This window comes from Anaerobacillus arseniciselenatis (assembly GCF_001865995.1).
GTDB lineage: Bacteria > Bacillota > Bacilli > Bacillales > Anaerobacillaceae > Anaerobacillus > Anaerobacillus arseniciselenatis.
The window spans coordinates 38089-60161 of record NZ_MLQQ01000045.1 but is presented as its reverse complement, the minus strand read 5'-3'; the positions used below and the strand labels follow the sequence as shown (position 1 = coordinate 60161).

Here is a 22073-nt window from a genome sequence, read left to right as displayed (position 1 = left end):
TAACGTTCTTTTTACTATTTTGCAAAAAATGAGATCTGCAAAAAGGTGAGGGGCGAACCAAATGGGACGATGTGTCCCCCTGTCCCGGGCACTTAACTTTTCTAGGTAGCACATTTCGGAAAGTGATGGTGCCACTAAATATTACATTACTTTCCCTAACTCCGATGACACTCCGAAATTCAAATTCCCTCTGGCGATTTTATCGAGGTGCCACCACCACTGTTCATGAGGAATGTTATTTTCATCTGAAAGTTCAAAGTCGTACACGTTACTTATATGTTCCACCATTCTATTAGCATTCTCAATTAATTTTAGGTCGTAACGCCCTAGGAGGACTTTTTCATCAAAATCCAATTCTTCAAGTACCATTTGGATCTTAGTTCTATCATGTAACATTCGTAAGCTCTCGAATGGACTATTTTCTAGATCATTGACATCTTCACCGTAATTAAGAATGTCCTGCTTATAAATGCTCATTTTAACACATCCTTTACTTTACCTAGGTAAGTATATCCAGGATTACTTTTAAAGTAGTTATTAGGATTTCCCATCATACATGTTTCCATCAATCCATCTTCTCCAAACATAACTATCCATGTACCATCGTCAAAAGTAAAATATCTTTTTTCGAATTTTGAAAGAGAGTAGAGGTGAACATCATTATCTTTTATTATATTTAAAATAACATTATTAAACTACTAATTACTTATACTACCAATGATTAGTGTCAGAAAAAAAGATTTATGCTTTTGAAGCAGTGGTGGTTAGTGTGTGCGGACATGAGATACGTTATTTTATCGAAAATACCTATATTTCAAAACTATACGGACATCTGTTCCTCTATTTGCTGAAAACGACATCGATTCGAGCTGTTTTTTTCAAAATAACGGAACATATGTCCTCGAAATCGAATAAAAAGCTAAAATTCACAAAATAACGGAACGTATGTCCGCTTAGTAGGGGCTAGGCATGAATATTACAATAAACACTCGTTTCGGCGGGACTTGGCACCACTAATCAAACGAGGCCAATTAACGTAGTAGAAAAAGGGCGAATCAACTGGGACATGACCTGTCCCCCGTCCCACTGGGAGTGACACCTCAAAAAAAGGAAAATGAAATTTCTTGACATGAAAGCAACACAAAGTGAAAATAATCACAAAGCATGAAACAAATTATGAAATGATTTATTTAATTACCAAAAAGGAGGAAGCCATTGTTAATTAGAATGTTTAAAATGCGCACGATAATTATTTGGCTCGTATGTATTGTCGTGCTGATGTCATTGATTATTACTGATTTGTTAGTTAGTAGATCAATTAACGAAAACAGTGTGAATAATGAGGAAGCTAAGGCACTTACGGTAGCTCGCATTGTCGCCCAATCAAATATTGTTCAAAGTGGTTTAGAAGAAGAAAACGTGGAGCAAGTTCAGGTATATGCCAATGAAGTTCGTCAGTCAGCGGAGGTTCTTTTTGTCGTGGTAATGGATATGAATAGAATTCGTTATTCTCATCCAAATAGTGAACTAGTGGGTTTACCTTTTGAGGGTGGCGATGAGGATGCGGTTTTCCAAAGAGAAGAGTACAGCTCTATATCTGAAGGAGCTCTTACCACGTCGCTCCGCTCATTTACACCGGTAATTAACAACGATGGTGAACAAATTGGTGCCGTTGCTGTAGGAATTTCGATCGAGCATATTCAACAAATTATTAATCAAAATCATCGAAATGTCATTATTGGTTCATTAATTGGTTTACTTTTCGGACTTATTGGTGCGTTATTTATTGCCAATTACATAAAGAAAACATTATACGGATTGGAGCCCCCTCATATTGCAAAAATGTTAGAAGAAAGAAATACGATGCTGCAATCGGTCCACGAAGGAATCATCGCCGTTGATCGAGAAGGGAGGATAACTCTCGTCAATAAATCAGCTCAAAAAATGTTCAAAAAAGCGGGGTTACCGAACAATCCTATTGGCATGGAAGTGATGAGCTACTTACCGATGACAGGTCTGGACCGTGTCTTAAAGTCAGGTGAAATGGAGCTTGGTGAAGAGATAACGATTAACGAGATCTCTTTAATCGTTAATCGCGTTCCTCTTATTGTAGACAATAAAGTCATTGGTGCTATTTCAACATTAAGAGATAAGACAGAAGTAAAAGAAATTGCCCAGCAATTATCAGGTGTAAAACTATATGTCGACGCGCTTCGTGCCCAATCTCATGAGGTGAAAAATAATCTTCACGTCATACTAGGGATGATTCGAATCGGTGCCTATGACCAATTAAAAACGTTCATACATGAATTAGTTAATCATAAAGATCATGAAATAGGACAAGTAGCTGAGATTCAAGATGCTGTCCTATCAGGATTTTTATTAGGTAAATTAAGTTATGCTAAGGAATGCGGTGTGAATTTAACGATTAGAAGTACTAAAAAAATCCCAATAGCAAAGTCGGACGATCAAATTCATGAGTTAATAACGATTTTAGGAAATTTAATAAATAATTCGATAGAAGCAGTTGAAACTTCCACTTTCAAGAGGGTAGAAGTTATTTTAAAACTTAATGAAAATCGTTTAACAGTAGAAGTGAAAGACACTGGTTCAGGTATAAAAACAGAGGATTTAGAGGAAATATTTGAAAAAGGTTTTTCCACCAAAGGAGAAGGGCGGGGCTATGGCTTAGCTCTCGTTAAAGCAAGTATTGACAATCTCAACGGTAACTTGACGATAGATACGTTCGAAGGAACTGGTACAACCATTATTGTTGAGGTTCCATATGAAATAAAGGAGAATTTCCATGATTAAAGTATTAATTTTAGAAGATGATCCAATGGTAGCTGAATTGAATAAACGTTACTTACAAGAAATAGAAGGCTTTGAATTAGTAGCAGTGGCGAGGTCTTTTAACGAAGCACAGGTTGTGATCAAATCACAACAAATTGATTTACTGCTATTAGATATCTATATGGCAGGGAAGAATGGTTTACAACTATTACAACATATTCGCAAGGAAAACAAATGCAGTATTGATTGTATTCTAGTAACAGCGGCGGATGATGTTGAATCGATCCAGACTGCATTACGCTACGGTGCGGTAGACTATATTATTAAGCCATTTGAATTTGAACGTTTTAATCAAGCCCTTACGAACTATAAAGAAAAGTATTATTTACTTAAAAACCAAAAGTCCCTAAAGCAGGAAGAATTAGATCGGAATTTTTTAATGCAAAATGAGAAAAAACATATGTCTTTACCGAAAGGATTAACGTCTAATACCCTTAAAGTCATTGTAGAAGCTATTCTTGAAAAAAATGAAGAGGCCTTTTCAACCGATGAAATCGCAGAACAAGTGCAAGTATCACGAGTTTCTGTTCGGAAATATATTAAGTATTTATTGGAAATCGGCGTCCTTGGAGAAAGAATGACTTACGGAGCAATTGGAAGACCAGTTTATCTATACATCAACAGAGACTTGAGTAAATCAACGTTTCAAAACCTTTTTTAAGCGGCCTATGGTCGCTTTTTTTAGTTACAAAAGTTTTCTTAAGTTTCATAAACTGTCACAAAATATTCAAATTTATTAAACTGAGTGTAGGTTAAATGAAACCGATTTCAACAAGGGGGACAAATAATGAAAGCTCAAAACTTAAAGGAACAGGCGATCCAATTGCATCGCGACTATAAGGGGAAGATAGGTGTTAACAGTAAAGTCGAGATTAATAGTCTAGAGGATTTAAGTCTAGTTTATACACCTGGTGTTGGGGATGTTTGTAAGGAAATCGAGAAAAAGCCAGAGGAATTAAATCATCTTACTTCAAGAGGAAATATGGTAGCCGTTGTAACCGATGGAACTGCAGTTTTAGGACTCGGTGATATTGGTCCGGGTGCGGCCATGCCGGTCATGGAAGGGAAATGTATGCTTTTTAAAAACTTTGCCAATATTGATGCCTTCCCATTATGTCTTGATACAAAAGATGTTGATGAAATCATTGCCATTGTGAAAGCGTTACAACCAACTTTTGCTGGCATCAATTTAGAGGATATCTCAGCACCACGTTGTTTTGAGATTGAAGAGCGTTTAAAGAAAGAGGTTGATATCCCAGTATTTCATGATGATCAACATGGAACAGCGATTGTGGTGTTAGCTGGTTTATTGAACGCATTAAAAGTCGTCGGAAAACAAATGAAACAGGTGAACATTGTTATTAATGGTGCTGGTGCTGCAGGAATTTCGATTGCTAAATTACTATTAGAAGCAGGCTTTACTAATATTACGCTTGTCAGTTTAGAAGGTGTTGTGAATAAAAGCGAACATTGGTTAAATCCAAGTCAACAAAAAATCGCTAAAGTTACGAATAAAGAAAACATTACTGGAACATTAGCTGATGCAATTATTGGTGCTGACGTATTTATTGGTGTATCTGGACCAGCTGCACTAAATTCCGCTCATATTAAAAAAATGGCGAAGGATCCTATTGTATTTGCCATGGCAAACCCGATCCCAGAAATCTACCCGGAGGAAGCACTTGCAGCAGGAGCAAAAGTAGTTGGGACTGGACGTTCAGATTATCCAAACCAAGTAAATAACTTATTAGCATTCCCAGGGATATTTCGCGGAGCAATAGATGCTAGGGCGTCAGACATCACCGTTGAGATGAAAATTGCTGCAGCTTATGCGATTGCAAACATTATTCCTAATAATGAATTAACGGCAACATATGTAATTCCTAATGCACTGAACAAAGAAGTGCCGAAAGTCGTGGCAGAAGCCGTTGCTAGTTGTGTACTTGAAAAAGGAAAGATTACTGAAAAGACTAGTTAAGTTGATAAATATGAGAATATGAGAAGGAGTGAGGAGTATGGGACAAACAGCAAAAAAACTCGAAGATACACAACCATTGCAAAATGATAAAAAAACATATGACCTTTATCCAAAAGAACAGGTAAAGGTCATGGGATTACCAATTGTTTGGTTTGCTATTTTTCTATTAGTAACAATTGTAACCGTTTATACTGGAACCCTTCCAACAGGAATGATAGGAAGTTTGCTCGTAATGGTTGTGTTTGGTGAAGCTTTAGGTTGGATTGGCGATCGTATGCCGATTATCAAGTCTTATTTAGGGGGAGGAGCAATTGTAGCGATCTTTGGCTCCGCTTACATGGTATATAGTGGAATTTTACCTGAAAGTGTTGTTACTGGTGTAGATGAATTCATGACCGTTGGAGGTTTTCTTGACTTCTACATAGCTGCCTTAATTACTGGGAGTATTTTAGGCATGAATTCAAAGGTTCTCATGAAAATCGGTGTTCGTTATTTTGTTCCTATTTTTGGTGCTGTGTTAGGCGCGATGTTAATCGCTGGATTAGTTGGATTTTTTGTAGGCTTTTCAATTCAAGAAGCTGTTTTAGTTATCGCACTTCCAATTTTAGGTGGGGGAATGGGTGCAGGAGCAATTCCGATGGCACAAGTGTATTCTGAATTTTTAGGACAACCTGCAAGTTATTATATTTCTATTCTTGTCCCAGCACTAGCTCTTGGAAACGTGTTTGCAATCGTGTTTGCGAGTTTATTGAATAGCCTTGGGAATAAATTTCCATCGCTATCTGGAAACGGTCAACTAATTCCAGGCTTTAAGTTGGAAGAAAAGAAATCGACATTTGATATTTCAAAAATGGGAATAGGTTTACTGATAGCGTTACTATTTTTTGCAAGTGGACAGTTACTAGGAGCAATAATTCCACTTCATCCATATGCATTGATGATCATTTTAGTAGCGATTGCTAAAATTGCCAACCTCATTCCTCAAAACGTAGTCGAAGGTGCTAGCCAATGGTATCAATTTGTAGCAAAAACATGGACATTAGCTTTACTATTCGGAATTGGCGTAGCATTTACTGATTTAAACGCAGTACTAGCGGCTCTTAGTCTACAATATATTTTACTTGTCGCTGGAGTGGTATTTGGAGCAGTATTAGGAGCTGGCTTATTAGGTAGATTAGTTGGTTTCTATCCAATTGAATCTGCTATATCTGCAGGGCTTTGCATGGCGAATATGGGAGGAACAGGTGACGTTGCCGTACTTTCTGCCTCAAAACGTATGCAGTTAATGCCTTTTGCCCAAATAGCATCTAGACTTGGTGGAGCATTGATCTTATTAATAGCAGGTTTAATTATTCCACTGTTTCTTTAAATAATATCAACATTAAAAAAGTCATTCAATTTGGAAATTCGTGTAGTTAGATTGACCGAGTGTTGGAGCACTCGGTCATTTTTTAGTTCGTAAAACATCGCTGTAAAACATAATTTTTCGGGAAGTGACACAAGGTACCAGGTTATTTTGAATCAGTGGCTAGTTAGTGTGCGGACATGAGGTACGTTATTTTGTTAAAAGTGGGTAGATTTCAAATCTGTGCGGACATCTGTTCCGCTATTTGCTGAAAATGACTTCGATTCGAGCTGTTTTTTTCAAAATAACGGAATAGATGTCCGCAAAAGTGCAAAGATTGCTAAAATTCAAGAAATAACGGAACATATGTCCGCCAACACTTTGTAATTGGTTAAACCCGTAAAAACTCAAGTTTGATTAAATCCATTATCTTTTAGCTGTTCTTTTTTACTCCTCAAGTCTTAGTCAAACTCGAAAAAATTTTCGGATTCTTATTGTATACGTAGTTTATTATTTCCGAAAAAATCAATAATTTTATTAATATCCTTTTCAGCGTTCTGACCTTTCACACTGATTATAAATTCTTCCTCTTTTTTGGATGTAAATACTACACTAACAATCGAAGTAATACTTTTAGCATTGAAACGTTGTTTATTTTTAATAAGATATATTTCACTTTGAAACAGTGTGTTAAGCTGAACAAACTCTATGATTCTTTGTAAACTAAGCCCTACACTTGGAATTTGAAAAACGACCATTTTTTCCATATGAAGCCCTCCTAGTCATTTGGTAACTATGATTTTAGTAAATAATTCAACTTTTCTCTACACTTTTGTCAGAATATATCTCCTGAAATATAGAATGAAGATGTAAATAAAAAACTTTGTAAAAGAATCTGACTAAAAAGGAAGACCCGAATGGTGACCGAGTAATAGTTACATTTGTCGGTAAATTTTTACCTTATAAAAAATGGTAATTAACAACTTGCTATTCATTTAATAAAACATAAGGGGGGATATGGATGGAACAAAATGAAATTAGACATAATGATGATTGTTTATTAGCGACTGTAATTGTGAGAAACACCAATATAAAGATGCTAAAATTAGAGACCGTAAAGATATCGTTGAATATGAAACGGAGATCGAAGGTTTAGGAATTGTCCAAACCCCTAACTATTACCGTCCAATCACAAGAAGAAGCTTTGTTAAAAGAGTAGTGATAGGAATGGGGATGCTAGCAGGAAGTGGGGTGCTCACAACTTTAAGCGGATGTTTCTCTTCTTCATCAACGTCAGATAACTCGGACAATGTTTTTTTGTGGAAAGCCTAACTCTTCACATTTTTCTAGATTGTCTTTTCGTGGTAACACCTAAAAAAATACTAGTAAATAGACCAAATTCTTTGTATAATTTTTTTAGAGTTAATGAATTTCATCATTCAATATTTTCGCCACTAAGATCAATATATTGTTGCGTCAAAACCATTCGCAAACTATATATTTTCGTGATGTGGCTCATTATTGGTAATAATGAAATTCACTCAGGTAGTCCAATAGTCAAAAGTCTGGAGGTGATCGTAAATGGAAAAACAAATCTTTGAACTACTTACAAAGATGAATCATGAATTTCAAGAAATGAAAACTGAAATTAATGGAATGAAAACCGAAATTAATGGAATAAAAACTGAAATTAATGGAATGGGAACTGAAATTAATGGAATAAAAACTGAAATTAATGGAATGGGAACTGAAATTAATGGAATAAAAACTGAAATTAATGGGGTGAATACCGAAATTAATAATTTAAGGTCTGAAATGCACGGTCGTTTTGACAATGTTGATGCAAAATTAGAAGGCATCGGTCTACAGTTTGAATTAACAAATGATTCGCGAATAAATGACGTTGGGTTTATTACTGATAAAGTTAATAAACTTGAAAAAGAAGTTTTTATTATTAAAACTAATAAAAATTAATGGATGGTAGTAGATGCCCTAAAAAGCGTTACGTATATTCATAGCCACGGAAGTATCTTCTAAATATTTCACTCCAAAAAACTCACCTTTCGAAAACCCGTAGATGGAGTTAAAAGAATATATTTTAAAAAAAGCAGTCGACCATCTAGTCGGCTGTATTTTTGTTCGCCCACGCCTTCGGGGAGTGACACCGCGTACGAAATATAGATTGTAAAAGTTAAGTGCCTGGTACTTAACTTTTTCATAAGAGATTTTTAAAGGATTTTCTTCTTTTAAAACCATTAAATCACCTGCATCATTTCGGAAATGCCTGTGCGAAACCTTTCTTTCTTACCAATATGTAACCGAAATGATTAAGAACCTTTGCTGCATCTACATACCGTATTCCTCTAGGTTGAGTTTTCATTTTTTTTATAATTTTTCACATATTTGTGGAATTTGCAATTATGTGACTAATTGATAAACTAAAGGGGACAGTTAGGAGGTTATTAATGGATAAGCACATACTTGATTACACTATTCAAATCCTAGAAGAACACTTTGATACTCTAGATTTTCACAGGAAAGAACAACGAGATGATTGTGTTTTTATAATTAAAGAAATAGGAAGGGATTTTTCCAAAGAACTTAATAGGTATCGTGAAACTGAAGAGAAGACGTCAAGTGTAGAATTTGCTTTGGAAATATTGAAAAGAGTAAGAGGTAGTAGTAACCATGTAAATGAAAACGAAGGCTCTTCTTCATTGTAATGGCTATCTATGAGTAAAAGAAAATTAGACAAGTGTGACAGGCATGCGAAAACAACTGGGACAATCCCCCCTGTCCCTCGATGTTATATCCAAATTGAAAAACAAGCGAAAGAATACGTTTTGCGTAATGCTTGCGATGTTTTACTATTCGTTTTATAAAGAAGCACCGGAAAAAGACTTTTCGCCATCAACTTTATATGATGATTACGCGATTAATGAATGCCTATTTCACTGGCAAACCCAAAGCCGCGTCACACCAACGAGCCCAACCGCCAAGCGCTACATTCATCATAAAAAGAACAAACACAAAATCGCCTTGTTTGTCCGCGAATACAAAAAAGAACACGGCTATACATCACCATTTACGTTCCTAGGTACCGCCGAATACGTCAGCCACTCCGGCAGCAAACCAATGAGCTTTGTCTGGCGGTTGAACGAGGATATGCCAGTGAAGTTAGTGCCTGTAGCGAATAAGGGTAGTATGTAGGAAATAGATTTGGCTTTCCAGAGTACAAAGTACCTTTAGACGGAGCTCAATAATAGTTTTAATATACCAGGAAATGCTCTAGTACCGTTGACAATACGAAAATGCATGAAGGAGGATAGCTTATGATGGGTGCGATTATTGGTGATATTGTTGGATCTCGTTTTGAATTCAATAATCATAAAAGTAAGGAATTTGAGCTTTTTACTAAAGAATGTCATGTAACAGATGACAGTATTATGACACTTGCTATTGCTAAAGCGATTTTGGAGACAGAGAAGATGATTAAGCCTTTATTTAACGGCGCTGATTTTGAAAACGACTATTGCTTAATACTTGAGGGTATGACGATAAAATATATGCAGGAAATAGGGCGTAAGTACCCAAATTGCGGTTATGGAAATATGTTTTCTAAGTGGGTTTTTAGTGAGAATCCTGAACCGTATAACAGTTATGGGAATGGAGCCGCTATGCGAATAAGTCCAGTAGGGTTTATTGCACGATCAGAGGGCCAGGCTACTAGGCTATCTGAGATTGTAACAGGAGTGACTCACAACCATGTTGAGGGGTTTAAGGGTGCAGAGGCTACTGCAGTGGCAATATTTATGGCCAGACGCGGTTTTACTAAAGAAGAGATTCGAAATAAAATTAATGAAAATTACTATTCTTTAGATTTCACCATTGATAATATAAGAGATTCATACCAATTTAATGCAACCTGCCAAGAAACTGTACCACAGGCCATTGTGAGTTTTTTGGAAGCTACTTCATTTGAAGATGCTATTAGGACTGCTATTTCTATAGGTGGTGATAGCGACACTTTGACAGCTATTACAGGTTCAATAGCAGAAGCATATTATGGAGTGCCTGAAAAAATCAAAGAGAAGGCACTTACCTACCTAAGTAATGACCTTCGTACAATTTTTGATGAGTGGTTTCGAATTAACGGGGCGGTAAATATTCACGGTAAATTTAAAGTACTTACGAAATATATTGGAAAAATAGCTGCTACAGAATCTTTTGGTGAACGGTTTATTGACTATGAAAATGACGGGACTATCGGACATCCAATACAAATACCGTTTGTAAATTTTGATGAGCTAGTAAACATATTTGTTGAAGAATTCTATAATTTTTCGGATAATCATCCAGAATATAAGCTTGTTACTTATGTATCCATTTTAGAAGATAACCGTCTTCAATGGGATGATATGGTTATGCGAAGTGCAGAAGTGGAGTCACTTGATGCTCAATGTATTCTTGCAATGATCATGGGGGCTATACGCGCTGAGAGATTCTGTGATGGAGCACTTCTTAGTTTTTTCAAAGATGGATTTATCTCAAAATGGTTAAAAAGACTTAAAGCAATTGATGGTAGTAATGTGAATAAACCTATTGAAGAGATTTATTTTGAAATCGGTAGTTTTGGTGATTACGATACATATCATATTATTTTTGAAGAAGGATCATCATCGGTTTTTAAAACAACCTTATCGAATGAGCTTCCAGTTGAAGAACATTATTTATTAGAGAAAACGACTCGATTACTTAACGATTTTAACGCTCTACAAGTTGAATATTGGGATAGTGAGTATATCGATCCTTGCGTTTGCGATGGAACACAATGGGAGCTCGGTGTAAAATATAAAGGGGAAAGAGGTACTGTGTGGGAAGGTAGCAATGCATATCCACCTAATTGGGACGATCTCCTTGTCTTTTTTGGAATTGAACCTGATGACGAAGATGAGGAAGAATAGGGAACTGAGTTATAAATTAAAGAAAATTGTTCCAAATGTATATAAATTTCTGCTTTTTAACACTTCTACTTGTTCTTTGTATGTAGTAGGTGGTTTTAGATTGAAATCATTTCTTTCTGTATTCAATTTAGTTCCCCATTCCACAAAAAAATGACCCACCTTGGTCCGCATTTGTTAAGAGGCGTGGTGGGTTCTATTACTATTATCTAAATTTTATTAGCTCTTTTAGTCAAGTAATGTTTTTTAGTTTGCCTCATCACTATTTTTCTAATTCTTCTTTCATCTTTATTATATCTTCTTCAGTAATTCCAGTTAACTTACAAATTTCTTTTATAGTATATCCTTCTGCTAGCATTTGTTTAGCTACTTTAATAAGCCCTTTTTCAATTCCTTTTTCAATTCCTCGCTCAAAACCCTTTCCAATTCCTTCTTCAATTCCTTTTTCAAAACCTTTTTTCTCCCATGAAGTCATCAGTTCCATAATTCGATCCACCTCATCTTTTGGAATATGTTTTAAAGATTCATTAAACTCTATTTCTTCTTCAGTATTTAAGGTAAGATATTTTTCGAAAATACCATATACTAAATGTTCTCTCGCTGGGTTAAGTTCTAAGTTTACAAGAACCCGTAAAAACTCAAGTTTGATTTTCGCTTTTTCGTGATCATCATAGCCATCTTCCCAAGCAATGCAAGAGCAGCTTCATTTGGTTTATTAATAAACTCACGCCAGTTTTTGCGTTTCAGTTGTAGTGTGTAATAGTTGAATGTTAGTACATTTTTAAAGGGAAAAGAAATGTTTAAGTGGTCTTTTTCTTCTTTAATTTTATCATAACTAAAAACAGCAATAGGAACAATAGGGCGACGATATTTTTCATATAGGCGGCTAAAATACACAAACATTCGATCATTAAAGTCTTTTTCATAACTAGATTGACTCTCGATATGGACGACAATTAATGCATCTTCACCTTTGAGTTTCGTTTCAACTAAAAGGTCTACAGTTCCTTTATTTCCCTTAATGATATCCGTAAAAACTTCCTGTTGTAAAAAAGTAACGTGTGTAAAATCTAGGTGTTCATAAACGTCATGAAAAAAGGCGTGGATAAACTCCTCAAAAAATGTTGTAATCAACTCTTTAAACCAACGATCATGATCATTTCTTACATCACACAATTTACTCACCTCATAAACAGAACTTTTGTTCTTATTATACAATAAAGAACGTCTGTTCGTAAATATAATTGAGGAAATTTATTATACCTTTATGAAAAATTAAAAAAATCAGCTGTTTTCAACAACGTGTCGAATACACGTTAAATATAATTTTCTTTTTTGTTCTCTCCGTGAAACATCGCTGTGAAACAAGGGATTTCGAGGAGTGACAGGCACCGCTTCCCAGTTACGTTCTTTAACGCACTAGGAAGCGGGTACTTTCTTTCGTGATTTATATCATTTGATCATTTACATATGTAAGTTATAATGGGAAAGTATTTTAATATTCTGAAAGGAACAAATTCTATGAGGGTAAAGAAGAATATTTCTGTTGAAGAAGCGATTGTACATTTCAATAAACAAAGAGCGGATGTTTTAGAAGTTACTGATGAGGCAAACAAGTTTGTAGGTTATTTTACTTTGGATAGTTTGCAAATAGCTATTCAAAAAGGTGATTTAGCTGGTGAAATAGAAAATTATGTGGCAAACGATGTCCATTTATCTAGTTCAATAATCGATGAAGATGTTATAAGAAATGAAAAGGTTATGAATGAATATGAATATCTTTTAAATAAAAATTATTTAAAAATCCTGAATTCATTGCATGACGGTGTGTATATTACCGATCAACACGGCTTTACGGTTTTCGTTAATCGTGCTTACGAACGAATAACAGGCTTAAATGCTAACGAATTTATTGGAGTACATATGAATGAGATAATTAATAAAGGATACATATCAAAATCTATTTCACTAGAAGTAATAAAACAAAAAAAACCTGTGACAATGATGCAAAAAATTATAAATGATCGCAAAATAATTGTTACTGGTACACCTATCTATTCGAGTGAAGGAAATATAATCTTTATTATAAATAGTGTTAGAGATATAACAGAATTATTAAAGTTAAAGCATGAGTTGGATGGGTTACATTATTGGTCTAATTCTGACGAAGTTAATTCAGCTTTACAAAGCGATATTAATATTAATGAACTCGAACTTTATGTATCTAGCCCGGAAACGAAGAAGCTCTTTGAATTAGCTGAGCGTGTAGCCAAAACTGATGTGAAAGTATTGCTACAAGGGGAGACGGGCGTAGGGAAAAGTTTAATTGCTAGATTTATTCATGAAAAAAGCGATAGAAATAAAGAGGTGTTTTTAGAATTGAATTGTGGGGCAATTCCAGCCAATTTAATTGAGGCAGAATTATTTGGATATGAACCTGGTGCTTTTACCGGTGCTTCAAAGTATGGAAAAAAAGGGTTGCTTGAGCAAGCAGATGGAGGGACTTTATTTCTAGATGAAATTGGTGATTTACCATTAGAATTACAAGTTAAATTGTTAAAGGTCGTTGAAGAGAACCGATATATGCGTATAGGTTCTACGGTCGTTCAAGAAGTTGATGTTCGAATATTATCCGCTAGCCATAAAGATTTAAAAAAACTTGTTAGAAACGGTAAGTTTCGTGAAGACCTTTTTTACCGTTTAAATATTGTGCCTATCCATGTACCGCCACTAAGAAATAGAAAGCAAGAAATCATCCCTTTATTGCAAAGGTTTTTAGAACGGTTTAATGAAAAATACAATGCTAATAAACGTTTTACGATTGAATGTTTAGAATACTTAACGAAACACTCTTGGCCTGGGAATATAAGAGAGTTAATCAATATCGTTGAACGTTTAGTAGTGACGACGATTGAAGATGAAATCACCATTTATCATTTACCAGAAGAGTATCGCAACGTATTTTTGGCAAACAATCATAATGGTGAAGAGATGACATTAAAAGAAGCAGTGGAACAATTTGAAAATAATTTAATAAAAGAAACGCTGACAAAATATAAAACGACAAGAAAAGTTGCAGAAGCATTAGGAGTAAGTCAATCAAGTATCGTCCAAAAGTTAAAACGTATAAATGTTGATCAATAAAATAATCAGTTGATTATTTTATTGATCGTTTTTTTAATTTTTTATAACAATATTCAGAAAAAAAGTATTAAAAAACTTACGAATAGTTAGTAATTTCAGAAAAATGAAACTCTTAAAAATGTTGGCATGGAATTTGCAACAAAAAATAATAGAAGGGGAGTGATGAAATGAATGTTGCAGAATTTAAAATTGCTAACAAATTAATTACTGGAAGTGATGCACTTAACAGTTTGGAGGGGGAAGTACGGAACTTAGGTATAAAAAAACCATTAATCGTCACAGATGAAATTTTACAAAAAGTTGGAGTCGTAGAAACTGTAGAAACAGAACTTAAAGATTACGAAGTTGGAATTTATAATCGGGTTAAACCAGAACCGGAAATTGAGCTAGTAGAAGATTGTGTAAATGAAATTAAAAGCGGACATTATGACGGTCTTATTGCAGTGGGTGGTGGTAGTGCGATCGATATTGCTAAAGCTGCTGCTGTACTTTATACGAATAACGTTCCCATCGAGGAGTTGTTCGGTACTGATAATGTACAAGAACGAGGATTACCAGTGATTGCTATACCAACTACAGCTGGTACAGGGTCTGAAGTAACGAATATTTCAATTTTATCAGATAAAAAAGAACAACTTAAAAAAGGGATTGTAAGCCCTTACTTATTACCAGATGTTGCACTTGTATCTCCAGAAATGACATTGACTATGCCGAAATCAGTCACAGCGGCAAGTGGAATCGATGCGCTAGTACATGCGATTGAGGCTTTTATCTCGGTGAACGCTTCACCAATAACCGATGCATTAGCGCTAAAAGCGATTAAGATGATCACAATATATCTACCGAAAGCATATGCAAACCCTAATGACTTGAAAGCTAGAGAAGAGATGGTAACTGCTAGCTTAATGGCAGGAATGGCTTTTGGAAATGCCGGAGTTGGTGCAGTACACGCTCTAGCTTATCCTTTAGGGGGGAGATTCGATATTCCTCACGGTATAAGTAATGCTTTACTACTTCCTTACGTTATGGAATGGAACAAAATTAGCAATCTAGAAAAGTTTAAAGAGATTGCTCAAGCTATGGGAGTTGACACAAGAGATTTGTCTGATGATGAAGCAGCTGATAAAGCGATTAAAGCAATGCAACAGTTAAGCTCATATGTTGAAATACCAACGAGTCTACAAGAGTTTGGAATTACTGAAGAGGTTATACCACATATGGCTGACGACGCTAGTAAAATTACGAGATTATTAAATAACAATCCGAGGTTGTTTGATGTAAAAGATATCGAAAAAATTTATCGAGCTGCTTTTTAATCGATTAGTAAGGGGGGATTACTTATGCTTTGGAAACAAAGAAAAGATGGGGAAGAAACACCTTATATACCGGCAGGACCATTTAAAGTTCGTTTACCTTTTATTCATTATAAATTTGAGACACCAGATTACTTTCAAGGGTTATTAATGTGTGCGGTTGATTTAGCGGCTATTCCTTTGATGATGCAATATTTAGGTATGCCTTTTGAAGTTGCGCTTGCAGTTGTTATTTTAAATGGTATTTTATATTTAATTCATCATCTATTAGGGGATCCAGTAATTCCAGGTTGGATTACACCTGCTATTCCGTTAATGATTTTATTTTTAACACAGTTTCCGGAAGGACCAGAGAGGATTTACGCCTTAATTGCCTTCCAGTTAACGCTCGGGATTTTCTCAATATTACTCGGGGTAACGGGGCTTGCTAGTAAAGTCGTTCGACTTGTACCGAATGCGATGAAAGCGGGGGTCATTCTCGGGGCAGGTATTGCTGCTGTTATTTCAGTGTTTGAAGTCGGGGGACGTTTTGAAATGTTCCCGGTTACGATTAGTATTGCTGTAGGTGTCGCGTTTTACTTAATTTTTTCAAAACATTTCGAGAAATTAAAACGGCGAGGCGGTATATGGAGAGTAATATCTAATCTAGGTATATTCCCGATTATCGTCTTAGCAATTTTCATTGCACCATTATTTGGAGAAGCACCTTGGCCTACTATTCAGTGGGGCTTTAGTAATCCTGATTTTAGAACGTTGTTTGCAGAGTTCACGGTATTCGGACTTGGATTTCCACCGTTAATGATGTTTATCGCTTCAATCCCAACAGTAGTTGCTACTTACATTGTCTTATTTGGTGATGTATTACAAAGTAAAGCACTAGTGAGCGAAGCTGATGATATTCGTAAGGATGAAAAGGTAGATTATAACCCTAACCGTGCGCACTTAATCTTTGGTGGAAGAAATGCAACAATGGGGATCTTTGGACCAGATATTGTTATGTGTGGACCGATGTGGGCAGCAATGCAAGTAGTTGTTATAGAACGCTTTAAAGAAGGTAAAAAAGCGATGCACTCGATCTTTGGGGGATCAGGATCATTCCGTTGGGGGACAAATACAGGACTACTATTATTACCTATCGTAAGTTTAGTAGAGCCGATCCTAGGCATTGCGTTAGCATTAACACTATTGATTCAAGGTTACGTAAGTGTTCGTATTGGTATTTTACAAGCGAAAAGCCAACGTGATTTAGGTATTGCCGGTATTATCGGTGCTGTTTTAGCTACGAAAGGTGCAACGTGGGCCTTTGCAGTAGGAATTATTTTATGCCTACTTATCTATGGTAAAAACTTCTTTAAAGGCGACGAAAAAGAAGACTTTGATTATGAAGAAAAAGGAAAAATTAGTTAATAACAAATGGTTGATAACGAAATCAGTGGGGATTTACTCCCCTCTGATATTTGTTTATTTAGGGTTGAAAAATGCTAGTTTAATACATTGAAGAAAGCTATAAATAGTAAGGAGATCTAGGAGGCTGCAGATGAAAATATTGAGAATTAATATGAGTAATTTAACCGTTAAAGCAGAAAGTGATGAGAAGTTTAGGAAATTAGGGGGAAGAGCACTCACTTCGACAATCATAAATGATGAAGTTCCCGCTACAGGCCATCCTTTAGGGGCTAAAAACAAATTGATCTTTGCAACAGGACTTTTAACCGGTTCAGGGGCTTCTAGTGCTGACCGTTATTCGGTAGGGGCTAAAAGTCCGTTAACAGGAGGGATTAAAGAAAGTAATGCAGGTGGAATCTCAGGTTTGACCTTGCGAAAAATAGGAATAAAAGCACTCGTATTTGAAGATATTCGTGATGATTTTCAAATTATTCATATATCAAAAGATGGAGTGAAGTTTGCTGATGCACAACCAATCGTTGGCAAGGATTTAAGTGAAGCAGCTAGTTACTTGCGAGATAAGTATGGTAAAAATGTTGCAGTTTGGTTGATTGGTGTTGCGGGAGAACAGAAGATGAATTTAGCAGCAATCGCTGGGCAAGATCGAGACGGGGAACCGACAAGGTACAACGGGCGAGGCGGCTTAGGTGCTGTAGCTGGCTCCAAAGGGGTAAAAGCAATTGTGTTAGATGCTAGCGAAGTTGAAAAGATACGTCCAAATAATAAAGAAACATTTAAAGAAACTTTAAAAAAATACCACGGTTGGCTCATGGAAACTCCAGCTACTTCAAAGGTACTTCCTGAACTCGGATCATCTTCACTAGTAGAAACGACGAACGCATTAGGGGCACTTCCTACTAGAAACTTTTCGATTGGAACAATTGAAAACTATAAAAATATTACTGGGGAAACTCTACGAAAAACAATACTAGAACGAGGTGGAGAAGGGACAACAACTCACGCATGCATGCCAGGATGCATGATACGTTGTTCGAATGTATTTGCAGATAAAGACGGAAAAAGAGTCACTGGACCGATAGAGTACGAAAATATCGGTTTATTAGGTTCAAACCTTGATATTACTAATCTTGATACAATCGCAGAACTAAATCGTTTATGTAATGAATATGGGGTTGATACCATTGAAACAGGAGGAGCTTTAGGCGTTTTAATGGCTCAAGATGTCATTCGATTTGGAGATGAAAATGGAGCGATTGAAGCGTTAAAAGAATTGAAAAAAGGTACTCCTCTAGGAAGAATAATTGGTAGTGGCGCGGAGCTTATCGGAAAAATTTATGGTGAACCTCATGTTCCGACAACGAAAGGACAGACAATGCCAGCGTATGATCCACGTGCAGTTAAAGGTTTAGGAGTCACGTATTCAACCTCGCCAATGGGAGCGGATCATACCGCAGGGCAAACTGTAAGAGCACAAATTGACCACCATTCCAAGGTTGGGCAAGTAGAAGTATCAAAAAATGCTCAAACTGTAAATACGATTTGGGATAACCTTGGGCTCTGTATGTTTAGTTCAGGTGCTGTTCAAAACCGTTGGGATATTTTAGCTGAATTAGTTTCTGCATATACTGGGGAAGAAATTACAGGCGAAGATATTGTCAACTTAGCAAACGAAACTATCAAAGTAGAGCACGAATTTAATAAAAAAGCTGGATTTACAAAAGCTGATGAAAAGTTACCTGATTATTTTTATGAAGAAGAAAACAAAGCAAGTGGTACGGTGTTTGATGTTTCTCACGAAGAAATGAGCACGATAGGCATCGAGAGAGAGGATTTATAAAGCCATAAATTTGTTCATATTGAGGTGAACAGAATTGAAAATTAGCGTTATTTCCTATGTCCCTTACTTAAACGATCTAAAAAATGAATATATTTTAGACAATAAGACGTCGGTTGAGGAGTTCATTAATTCACTCGGGATAAAATGGGACGATGATGTTTTAATTGTCGTCAATAAAGTAATTATTACCGATAAATATATAAATTTAAAAGATGGAGATATAATCGAACTACTGATACCTCTATCAGGTGGATAATCTTTTGTACCTGATCCCCGTTGCGGTGAAACTGAAATGTACGGGAGGCACTTAAAGTACACGATGTAAATCCAGTCTTAATTACATTTGTAAATTATTTTGTTTAAAAATTAAGAGCGCTACATAAAAGCGCTCTTTAAATATGCCAATAATTATAATTCAAGCTCATTCTTCAACCGTTCAATTTCTCTATCAGTTAGCCCGGCTAACTTACGAATTTCTTGTATATTATATCCTTCTGCTAGCATTTGTTTAGCCACTGTTATAAGCCCTCGCTCAAAACCTTTTCCAATTCCTTCTTCGATTCCTTTTTCAAAACCTTTTTTCTCCCATGAAGTCATCAGTTTCATATTCGTTTTTTCGTGATCATCATAGCCCATCTTCCCAAGCAATGCAAGAGTGGCTTCATTTGCGTAGGTAGACCAGTACGGACCAAGGGGACGGTTCTTCTGGTCTTTTTTATTGTTTCTTTTGAAATGAACCAGAAGAACCATCCTCTTGGTAAAACCTGTGGCGAAAGATTAGATAATAAAAACTATCTATATGTTGTTAACGGTGACTATTGTCACTTACATGATTATCATTATCAACTATTATGAGGGTAAGAAATAAAGAGGAGGTTGAAAAAATGGAAATGAAAAAACTTGATCAAAAGCCTGATCACAAAGAAGAAACGTCTCGAGTTGGGACAGCGATCGGAGTTGGATTTGTGGGAGTTGTTATTTTAATTTCCTACATTACTTTATACGGTTTTTATCTAGTTAGAGTTTAGAAAGGGGAGATGAACATGCATAAATCAGAAAAAGTTTGGCTTACTATAAGTTTTGGAATGATCATGTTATTTATGATCGCAACAGGCTATCAAGCATTTGCACTAGGAATGGCACCGCCGGGTGGGGTGGAATTAATTGACCCACAAAAAGTCAATGAAACTGCCCCGTTTGATCAACCAGGAATAAAGCAAATTGGAGATAACGAATATGAAGTGGTGATGACATTACAACTTTTTAGTTTTACTCCAATGGAACTTGAGGTGCCTGCTGGGGCTACCGTTCATTTCAAATTAACATCAAAAGACGTTGTTCATGGCTTTCAAATTGTTGGTACGAATGCCAATGGGATGATAGTGCCTGGGTATATTACAGATATAACTCAAACATTTCATGAACCAGGTGAGTATTTAGTGATATGTAATGAATATTGTGGGATTGGTCATCAGGTTATGGCCACAACTATTAAGGTTTACTAAAGGGGGGAATAACATTGGAAGCAATTAACGCGAATGCAGCATCACTTAAAAATAAAGCAAATGAAATTTTAGGAGTAAATCCAGAAGATGCAAAATTAACGAAATCATTTTTATTAGTATCATTTGTAGCATTACTTCTCGGGGGTCTATTCGGATTACTGCAAGGGATAAATCGTGCAGGTTTGCTTGAATTGCCATCATGGCTTAACTATTACCAAGTCCTAACTGCCCACGGTTTACTGTTAATCGTTGTATTTTCCGGGTTCTTTATGATCGGTTATTTTTATTCAGGTCTTTCCCATACATTAGGAGGTCTTCTTCCTAAAGTTAGAAAGCTTGGTTGGATCGGTTATGGATTAAGTATGTTTGGTACAGTATTGGTAGTTATTATGGTTTTAATGAATGAAGCAACGGTATTATTCACTTTTTATCCGCCAATGATGGCGCACCCAATTTTTTACTTTGGATTAGTATTTGTTGTTTTAGGTATTTGGTCGTGTTGTATTGGAGCTTTTATTCAAGTAGCGGATTGGAGAAAGAAACATAAAGGGCAACATCTTCCTATTCTCTCATTCTTTGCAACTGGCGCTTTTGTTTTACTGTTAGGTTGTACATTATTTGTTGCAGTAGAAGTATTGTTCCTCATCCTTCCTTGGTCACTTGGCTGGGTTGATACAATCAATGTTATGTTAGCACGAACACTATTTTGGGCGTTTGGGCATACTGCAGTAAATATATGGTATTTAACAGCAGTATCTGCTTGGTATGTAATCGTACCAAGAGTGATTGGTGGAACGCTTTGGAATGATACGTTAACACGGGTTGTCGTTATTGCCCTTGTTATTATGAACATTACGGGTGGTTTCCATCACCAAATCGTTGACCCTGGTATTTCGGATACGATCAAATATATGCACGTGTTTATGAGCTTAGCGATTGGTTTTCCTTCATTAATGACGGCATATGCACTATTTGTTGTTATGGAGCGTGCTGGTAGAAGAAAAGGTGGAAAAGGAGCTCTTGGTTGGCTTAAGAAATTGCCTTGGGGCGATGTACGTTTCTTAGCACCTTTCATTGCGATGCTTGCATTTGCTCCTGCTGGTGCAGGTGGTATTGCCCAAACAACATTCCAATTAAATGCAGTTGTTCATAATACGATGTGGGTTGTTGGACATTTTCACTTAACACTTGGAATGTCTGTTGCGATGACATTCTTTGGGATTAGTTACTGGTTAATTCCTTTTATTTCAGGTCGTGTCTTAACGCCAGCGATGAACAAATTAGGGGTTATCCAAACGTATATTTGGGCAGCAGCTATGGTTCTAATGGCATTTGCGATGCACACTGCAGGGTTATTTGGTTCACCACGAAGAACTTCTTATACAACGTATGGAGATCACGCCGCAGCACTTGGCTGGGATCCTTACATGTTGTTAATTGGATTTGGTGCAGTACTTCTAACAATCGGAGTTCTAATCCAGTTCTATGCTGTCATTCATTTAATGTTCTTTGCACCAAAAGGTCAGACAGAATTTCCAATTGCTCCAAAAGAGCCAGGGGATGTAACTGGCTACTGGACAGAACGATGGGGAGTATGGGTTGTTCTCTTGATCATCGTTGTTGCAATGGCTTATGTTGTGCCTATTGTCGACATGATTGTAAACGCACCACCAGGTTCACCGCCAATTAGACCTTGGTAAGATAGTTTCATAAAGAGATAGCTTTAAAAT

23 protein-coding genes and 1 pseudogene are annotated in these 22073 nt (G+C 36.2%); 18 read left to right on the top strand and 6 right to left on the bottom strand.

The genetic code is table 11. The annotated features are described in order from the left end of the window. Positions 1–141: 141 nt before the first annotated feature. Positions 142–477 (bottom strand): hypothetical protein, encoded by a 336-nt coding sequence (locus BKP35_RS16870; RefSeq protein ID WP_071314552.1) that lies wholly within the window; start codon positions 475–477, stop codon positions 142–144. A 738-nt stretch (positions 478–1215) separates the two neighbouring features. On the opposite strand from BKP35_RS16870, the gene dcuS reads away from it, so the two are divergent. From dcuS to BKP35_RS16850, 4 genes are all read left to right on the top strand, one after another. After that, positions 1216–2814, top strand: coding sequence for a DcuS/MalK family sensor histidine kinase (gene dcuS, locus BKP35_RS16865; protein WP_337959655.1), 1599 nt, complete (start codon positions 1216–1218; stop codon positions 2812–2814). Next, positions 2807–3514: a response regulator gene (locus BKP35_RS16860; protein WP_071314551.1), complete on the top strand. Its 708-nt coding sequence runs from the start codon at positions 2807–2809 to the stop codon at positions 3512–3514. The genes dcuS and BKP35_RS16860 overlap by 8 nt, the downstream gene beginning before the upstream one ends. 126 nt (positions 3515–3640) lie before the next feature. Further along, the gene (locus BKP35_RS16855) at positions 3641–4831 is read left to right on the top strand and encodes an NAD(P)-dependent malic enzyme (protein WP_071314550.1); all 1191 of its coding nucleotides are present in this window, start codon (positions 3641–3643) and stop codon (positions 4829–4831) included. A gap of 37 nt (positions 4832–4868) precedes the next feature. Beyond that, a complete protein-coding gene (locus BKP35_RS16850; protein WP_071314549.1) occupies positions 4869–6200 on the top strand; it encodes a 2-hydroxycarboxylate transporter family protein in 1332 nt (443 codons plus the stop codon). A 467-nt stretch (positions 6201–6667) separates the two neighbouring features. Here the strand turns inward: BKP35_RS16850 and BKP35_RS16845 are convergent, their stop codons facing one another. Beyond that, positions 6668–6943 (bottom strand): HPr family phosphocarrier protein, encoded by a 276-nt coding sequence (locus tag BKP35_RS16845; protein ID WP_071314548.1) that lies wholly within the window; start codon positions 6941–6943, stop codon positions 6668–6670. Positions 6944–7071: 128 nt separating this feature from the next. Here BKP35_RS16845 and BKP35_RS20215 point away from each other — a divergent pair, with 128 nt between their 5' ends. The 6 genes and pseudogenes from BKP35_RS20215 (at position 7072) to BKP35_RS19870 (ending at position 11140) form a co-directional block, all read left to right on the top strand. Further along, positions 7072–7152, top strand: coding sequence for a cyanase (locus tag BKP35_RS20215; protein ID WP_337959656.1), 81 nt, complete (start codon positions 7072–7074; stop codon positions 7150–7152). A 77-nt stretch (positions 7153–7229) separates the two neighbouring features. Next, on the top strand, positions 7230–7508 hold the full coding sequence (locus tag BKP35_RS19730) for a hypothetical protein (protein WP_169819254.1): 279 nt from the start codon (positions 7230–7232) through the stop codon (positions 7506–7508). A 249-nt stretch (positions 7509–7757) separates the two neighbouring features. Beyond that, a complete protein-coding gene (locus BKP35_RS20015) occupies positions 7758–8150 on the top strand; it encodes a hypothetical protein (RefSeq protein ID WP_245741992.1) in 393 nt (130 codons plus the stop codon). Between the two features lie 491 nt (positions 8151–8641). Further along, complete coding sequence (locus BKP35_RS16830) at positions 8642–8899, top strand: hypothetical protein (RefSeq protein ID WP_071314546.1); 258 nt, start codon at positions 8642–8644, stop codon at positions 8897–8899. 169 nt (positions 8900–9068) lie between these two features. Continuing rightward, positions 9069–9386, top strand: a pseudogene (locus BKP35_RS16825) (DUF3427 domain-containing protein); the annotation flags it as partial. A 122-nt stretch (positions 9387–9508) separates the two neighbouring features. Beyond that, a complete protein-coding gene (locus BKP35_RS19870; protein ID WP_071314544.1) occupies positions 9509–11140 on the top strand; it encodes an ADP-ribosylglycohydrolase family protein in 1632 nt (543 codons plus the stop codon). 9 nt (positions 11141–11149) lie between these two features. Here the strand turns inward: BKP35_RS19870 and BKP35_RS20160 are convergent, their stop codons facing one another. The 3 genes from BKP35_RS20160 to BKP35_RS20005 all read right to left on the bottom strand — a co-directional run bounded on the left by BKP35_RS20160 (position 11150) and on the right by BKP35_RS20005 (position 12313). Further along, positions 11150–11284 carry a hypothetical protein gene (locus BKP35_RS20160; RefSeq protein WP_281244265.1) on the bottom strand — a complete coding sequence of 45 codons (135 nt, stop codon included), beginning with the start codon at positions 11282–11284 and terminating at the stop codon, positions 11150–11152. Positions 11285–11399: 115 nt separating this feature from the next. Next, a complete protein-coding gene (locus tag BKP35_RS20010; protein ID WP_245741991.1) occupies positions 11400–11621 on the bottom strand; it encodes an RpnC/YadD family protein in 222 nt (73 codons plus the stop codon). A gap of 134 nt (positions 11622–11755) precedes the next feature. Further along, the gene (locus BKP35_RS20005) at positions 11756–12313 is read right to left on the bottom strand and encodes an RpnC/YadD family protein (RefSeq protein WP_245741990.1); all 558 of its coding nucleotides are present in this window, start codon (positions 12311–12313) and stop codon (positions 11756–11758) included. A gap of 345 nt (positions 12314–12658) precedes the next feature. Between BKP35_RS20005 and BKP35_RS16810 the strand changes: the two genes are divergently transcribed. From BKP35_RS16810 to BKP35_RS16790, 5 genes are all read left to right on the top strand, one after another. Continuing rightward, on the top strand, positions 12659–14281 hold the full coding sequence (locus tag BKP35_RS16810) for a sigma-54 interaction domain-containing protein (protein WP_071314543.1): 1623 nt from the start codon (positions 12659–12661) through the stop codon (positions 14279–14281). A gap of 167 nt (positions 14282–14448) precedes the next feature. Further along, positions 14449–15597: an iron-containing alcohol dehydrogenase gene (locus BKP35_RS16805; RefSeq protein ID WP_071314542.1), complete on the top strand. Its 1149-nt coding sequence runs from the start codon at positions 14449–14451 to the stop codon at positions 15595–15597. Positions 15598–15621: 24 nt separating this feature from the next. Then, the gene (locus BKP35_RS16800; RefSeq protein ID WP_071314541.1) at positions 15622–17001 is read left to right on the top strand and encodes a hypothetical protein; all 1380 of its coding nucleotides are present in this window, start codon (positions 15622–15624) and stop codon (positions 16999–17001) included. Positions 17002–17131: 130 nt separating this feature from the next. Beyond that, entirely contained in the window at positions 17132–18838 is a 1707-nt protein-coding gene (locus BKP35_RS16795; protein ID WP_071314540.1) for an aldehyde ferredoxin oxidoreductase C-terminal domain-containing protein, read from the top strand. Between the two features lie 34 nt (positions 18839–18872). Beyond that, entirely contained in the window at positions 18873–19094 is a 222-nt protein-coding gene (locus BKP35_RS16790; protein WP_071314539.1) for a MoaD/ThiS family protein, read from the top strand. A 152-nt stretch (positions 19095–19246) separates the two neighbouring features. Here the strand turns inward: BKP35_RS16790 and BKP35_RS16785 are convergent, their stop codons facing one another. Further along, on the bottom strand, positions 19247–19588 hold the full coding sequence (locus BKP35_RS16785) for an RpnC/YadD family protein (RefSeq protein WP_071314538.1): 342 nt from the start codon (positions 19586–19588) through the stop codon (positions 19247–19249). A gap of 134 nt (positions 19589–19722) precedes the next feature. Between BKP35_RS16785 and BKP35_RS19715 the strand changes: the two genes are divergently transcribed. The 3 genes from BKP35_RS19715 to BKP35_RS16775 are packed head-to-tail and all read left to right on the top strand — an operon-like array spanning position 19723 to position 22043. After that, positions 19723–19866 carry a hypothetical protein gene (locus BKP35_RS19715; protein WP_169819253.1) on the top strand — a complete coding sequence of 48 codons (144 nt, stop codon included), beginning with the start codon at positions 19723–19725 and terminating at the stop codon, positions 19864–19866. Between the two features lie 9 nt (positions 19867–19875). After that, entirely contained in the window at positions 19876–20343 is a 468-nt protein-coding gene (locus tag BKP35_RS16780; RefSeq protein ID WP_071314537.1) for a cytochrome c oxidase subunit II, read from the top strand. A gap of 14 nt (positions 20344–20357) precedes the next feature. Beyond that, positions 20358–22043: a cbb3-type cytochrome c oxidase subunit I gene (locus tag BKP35_RS16775; RefSeq protein WP_071314536.1), complete on the top strand. Its 1686-nt coding sequence runs from the start codon at positions 20358–20360 to the stop codon at positions 22041–22043. The last annotated feature ends 30 nt before the right edge of the window (positions 22044–22073 follow it).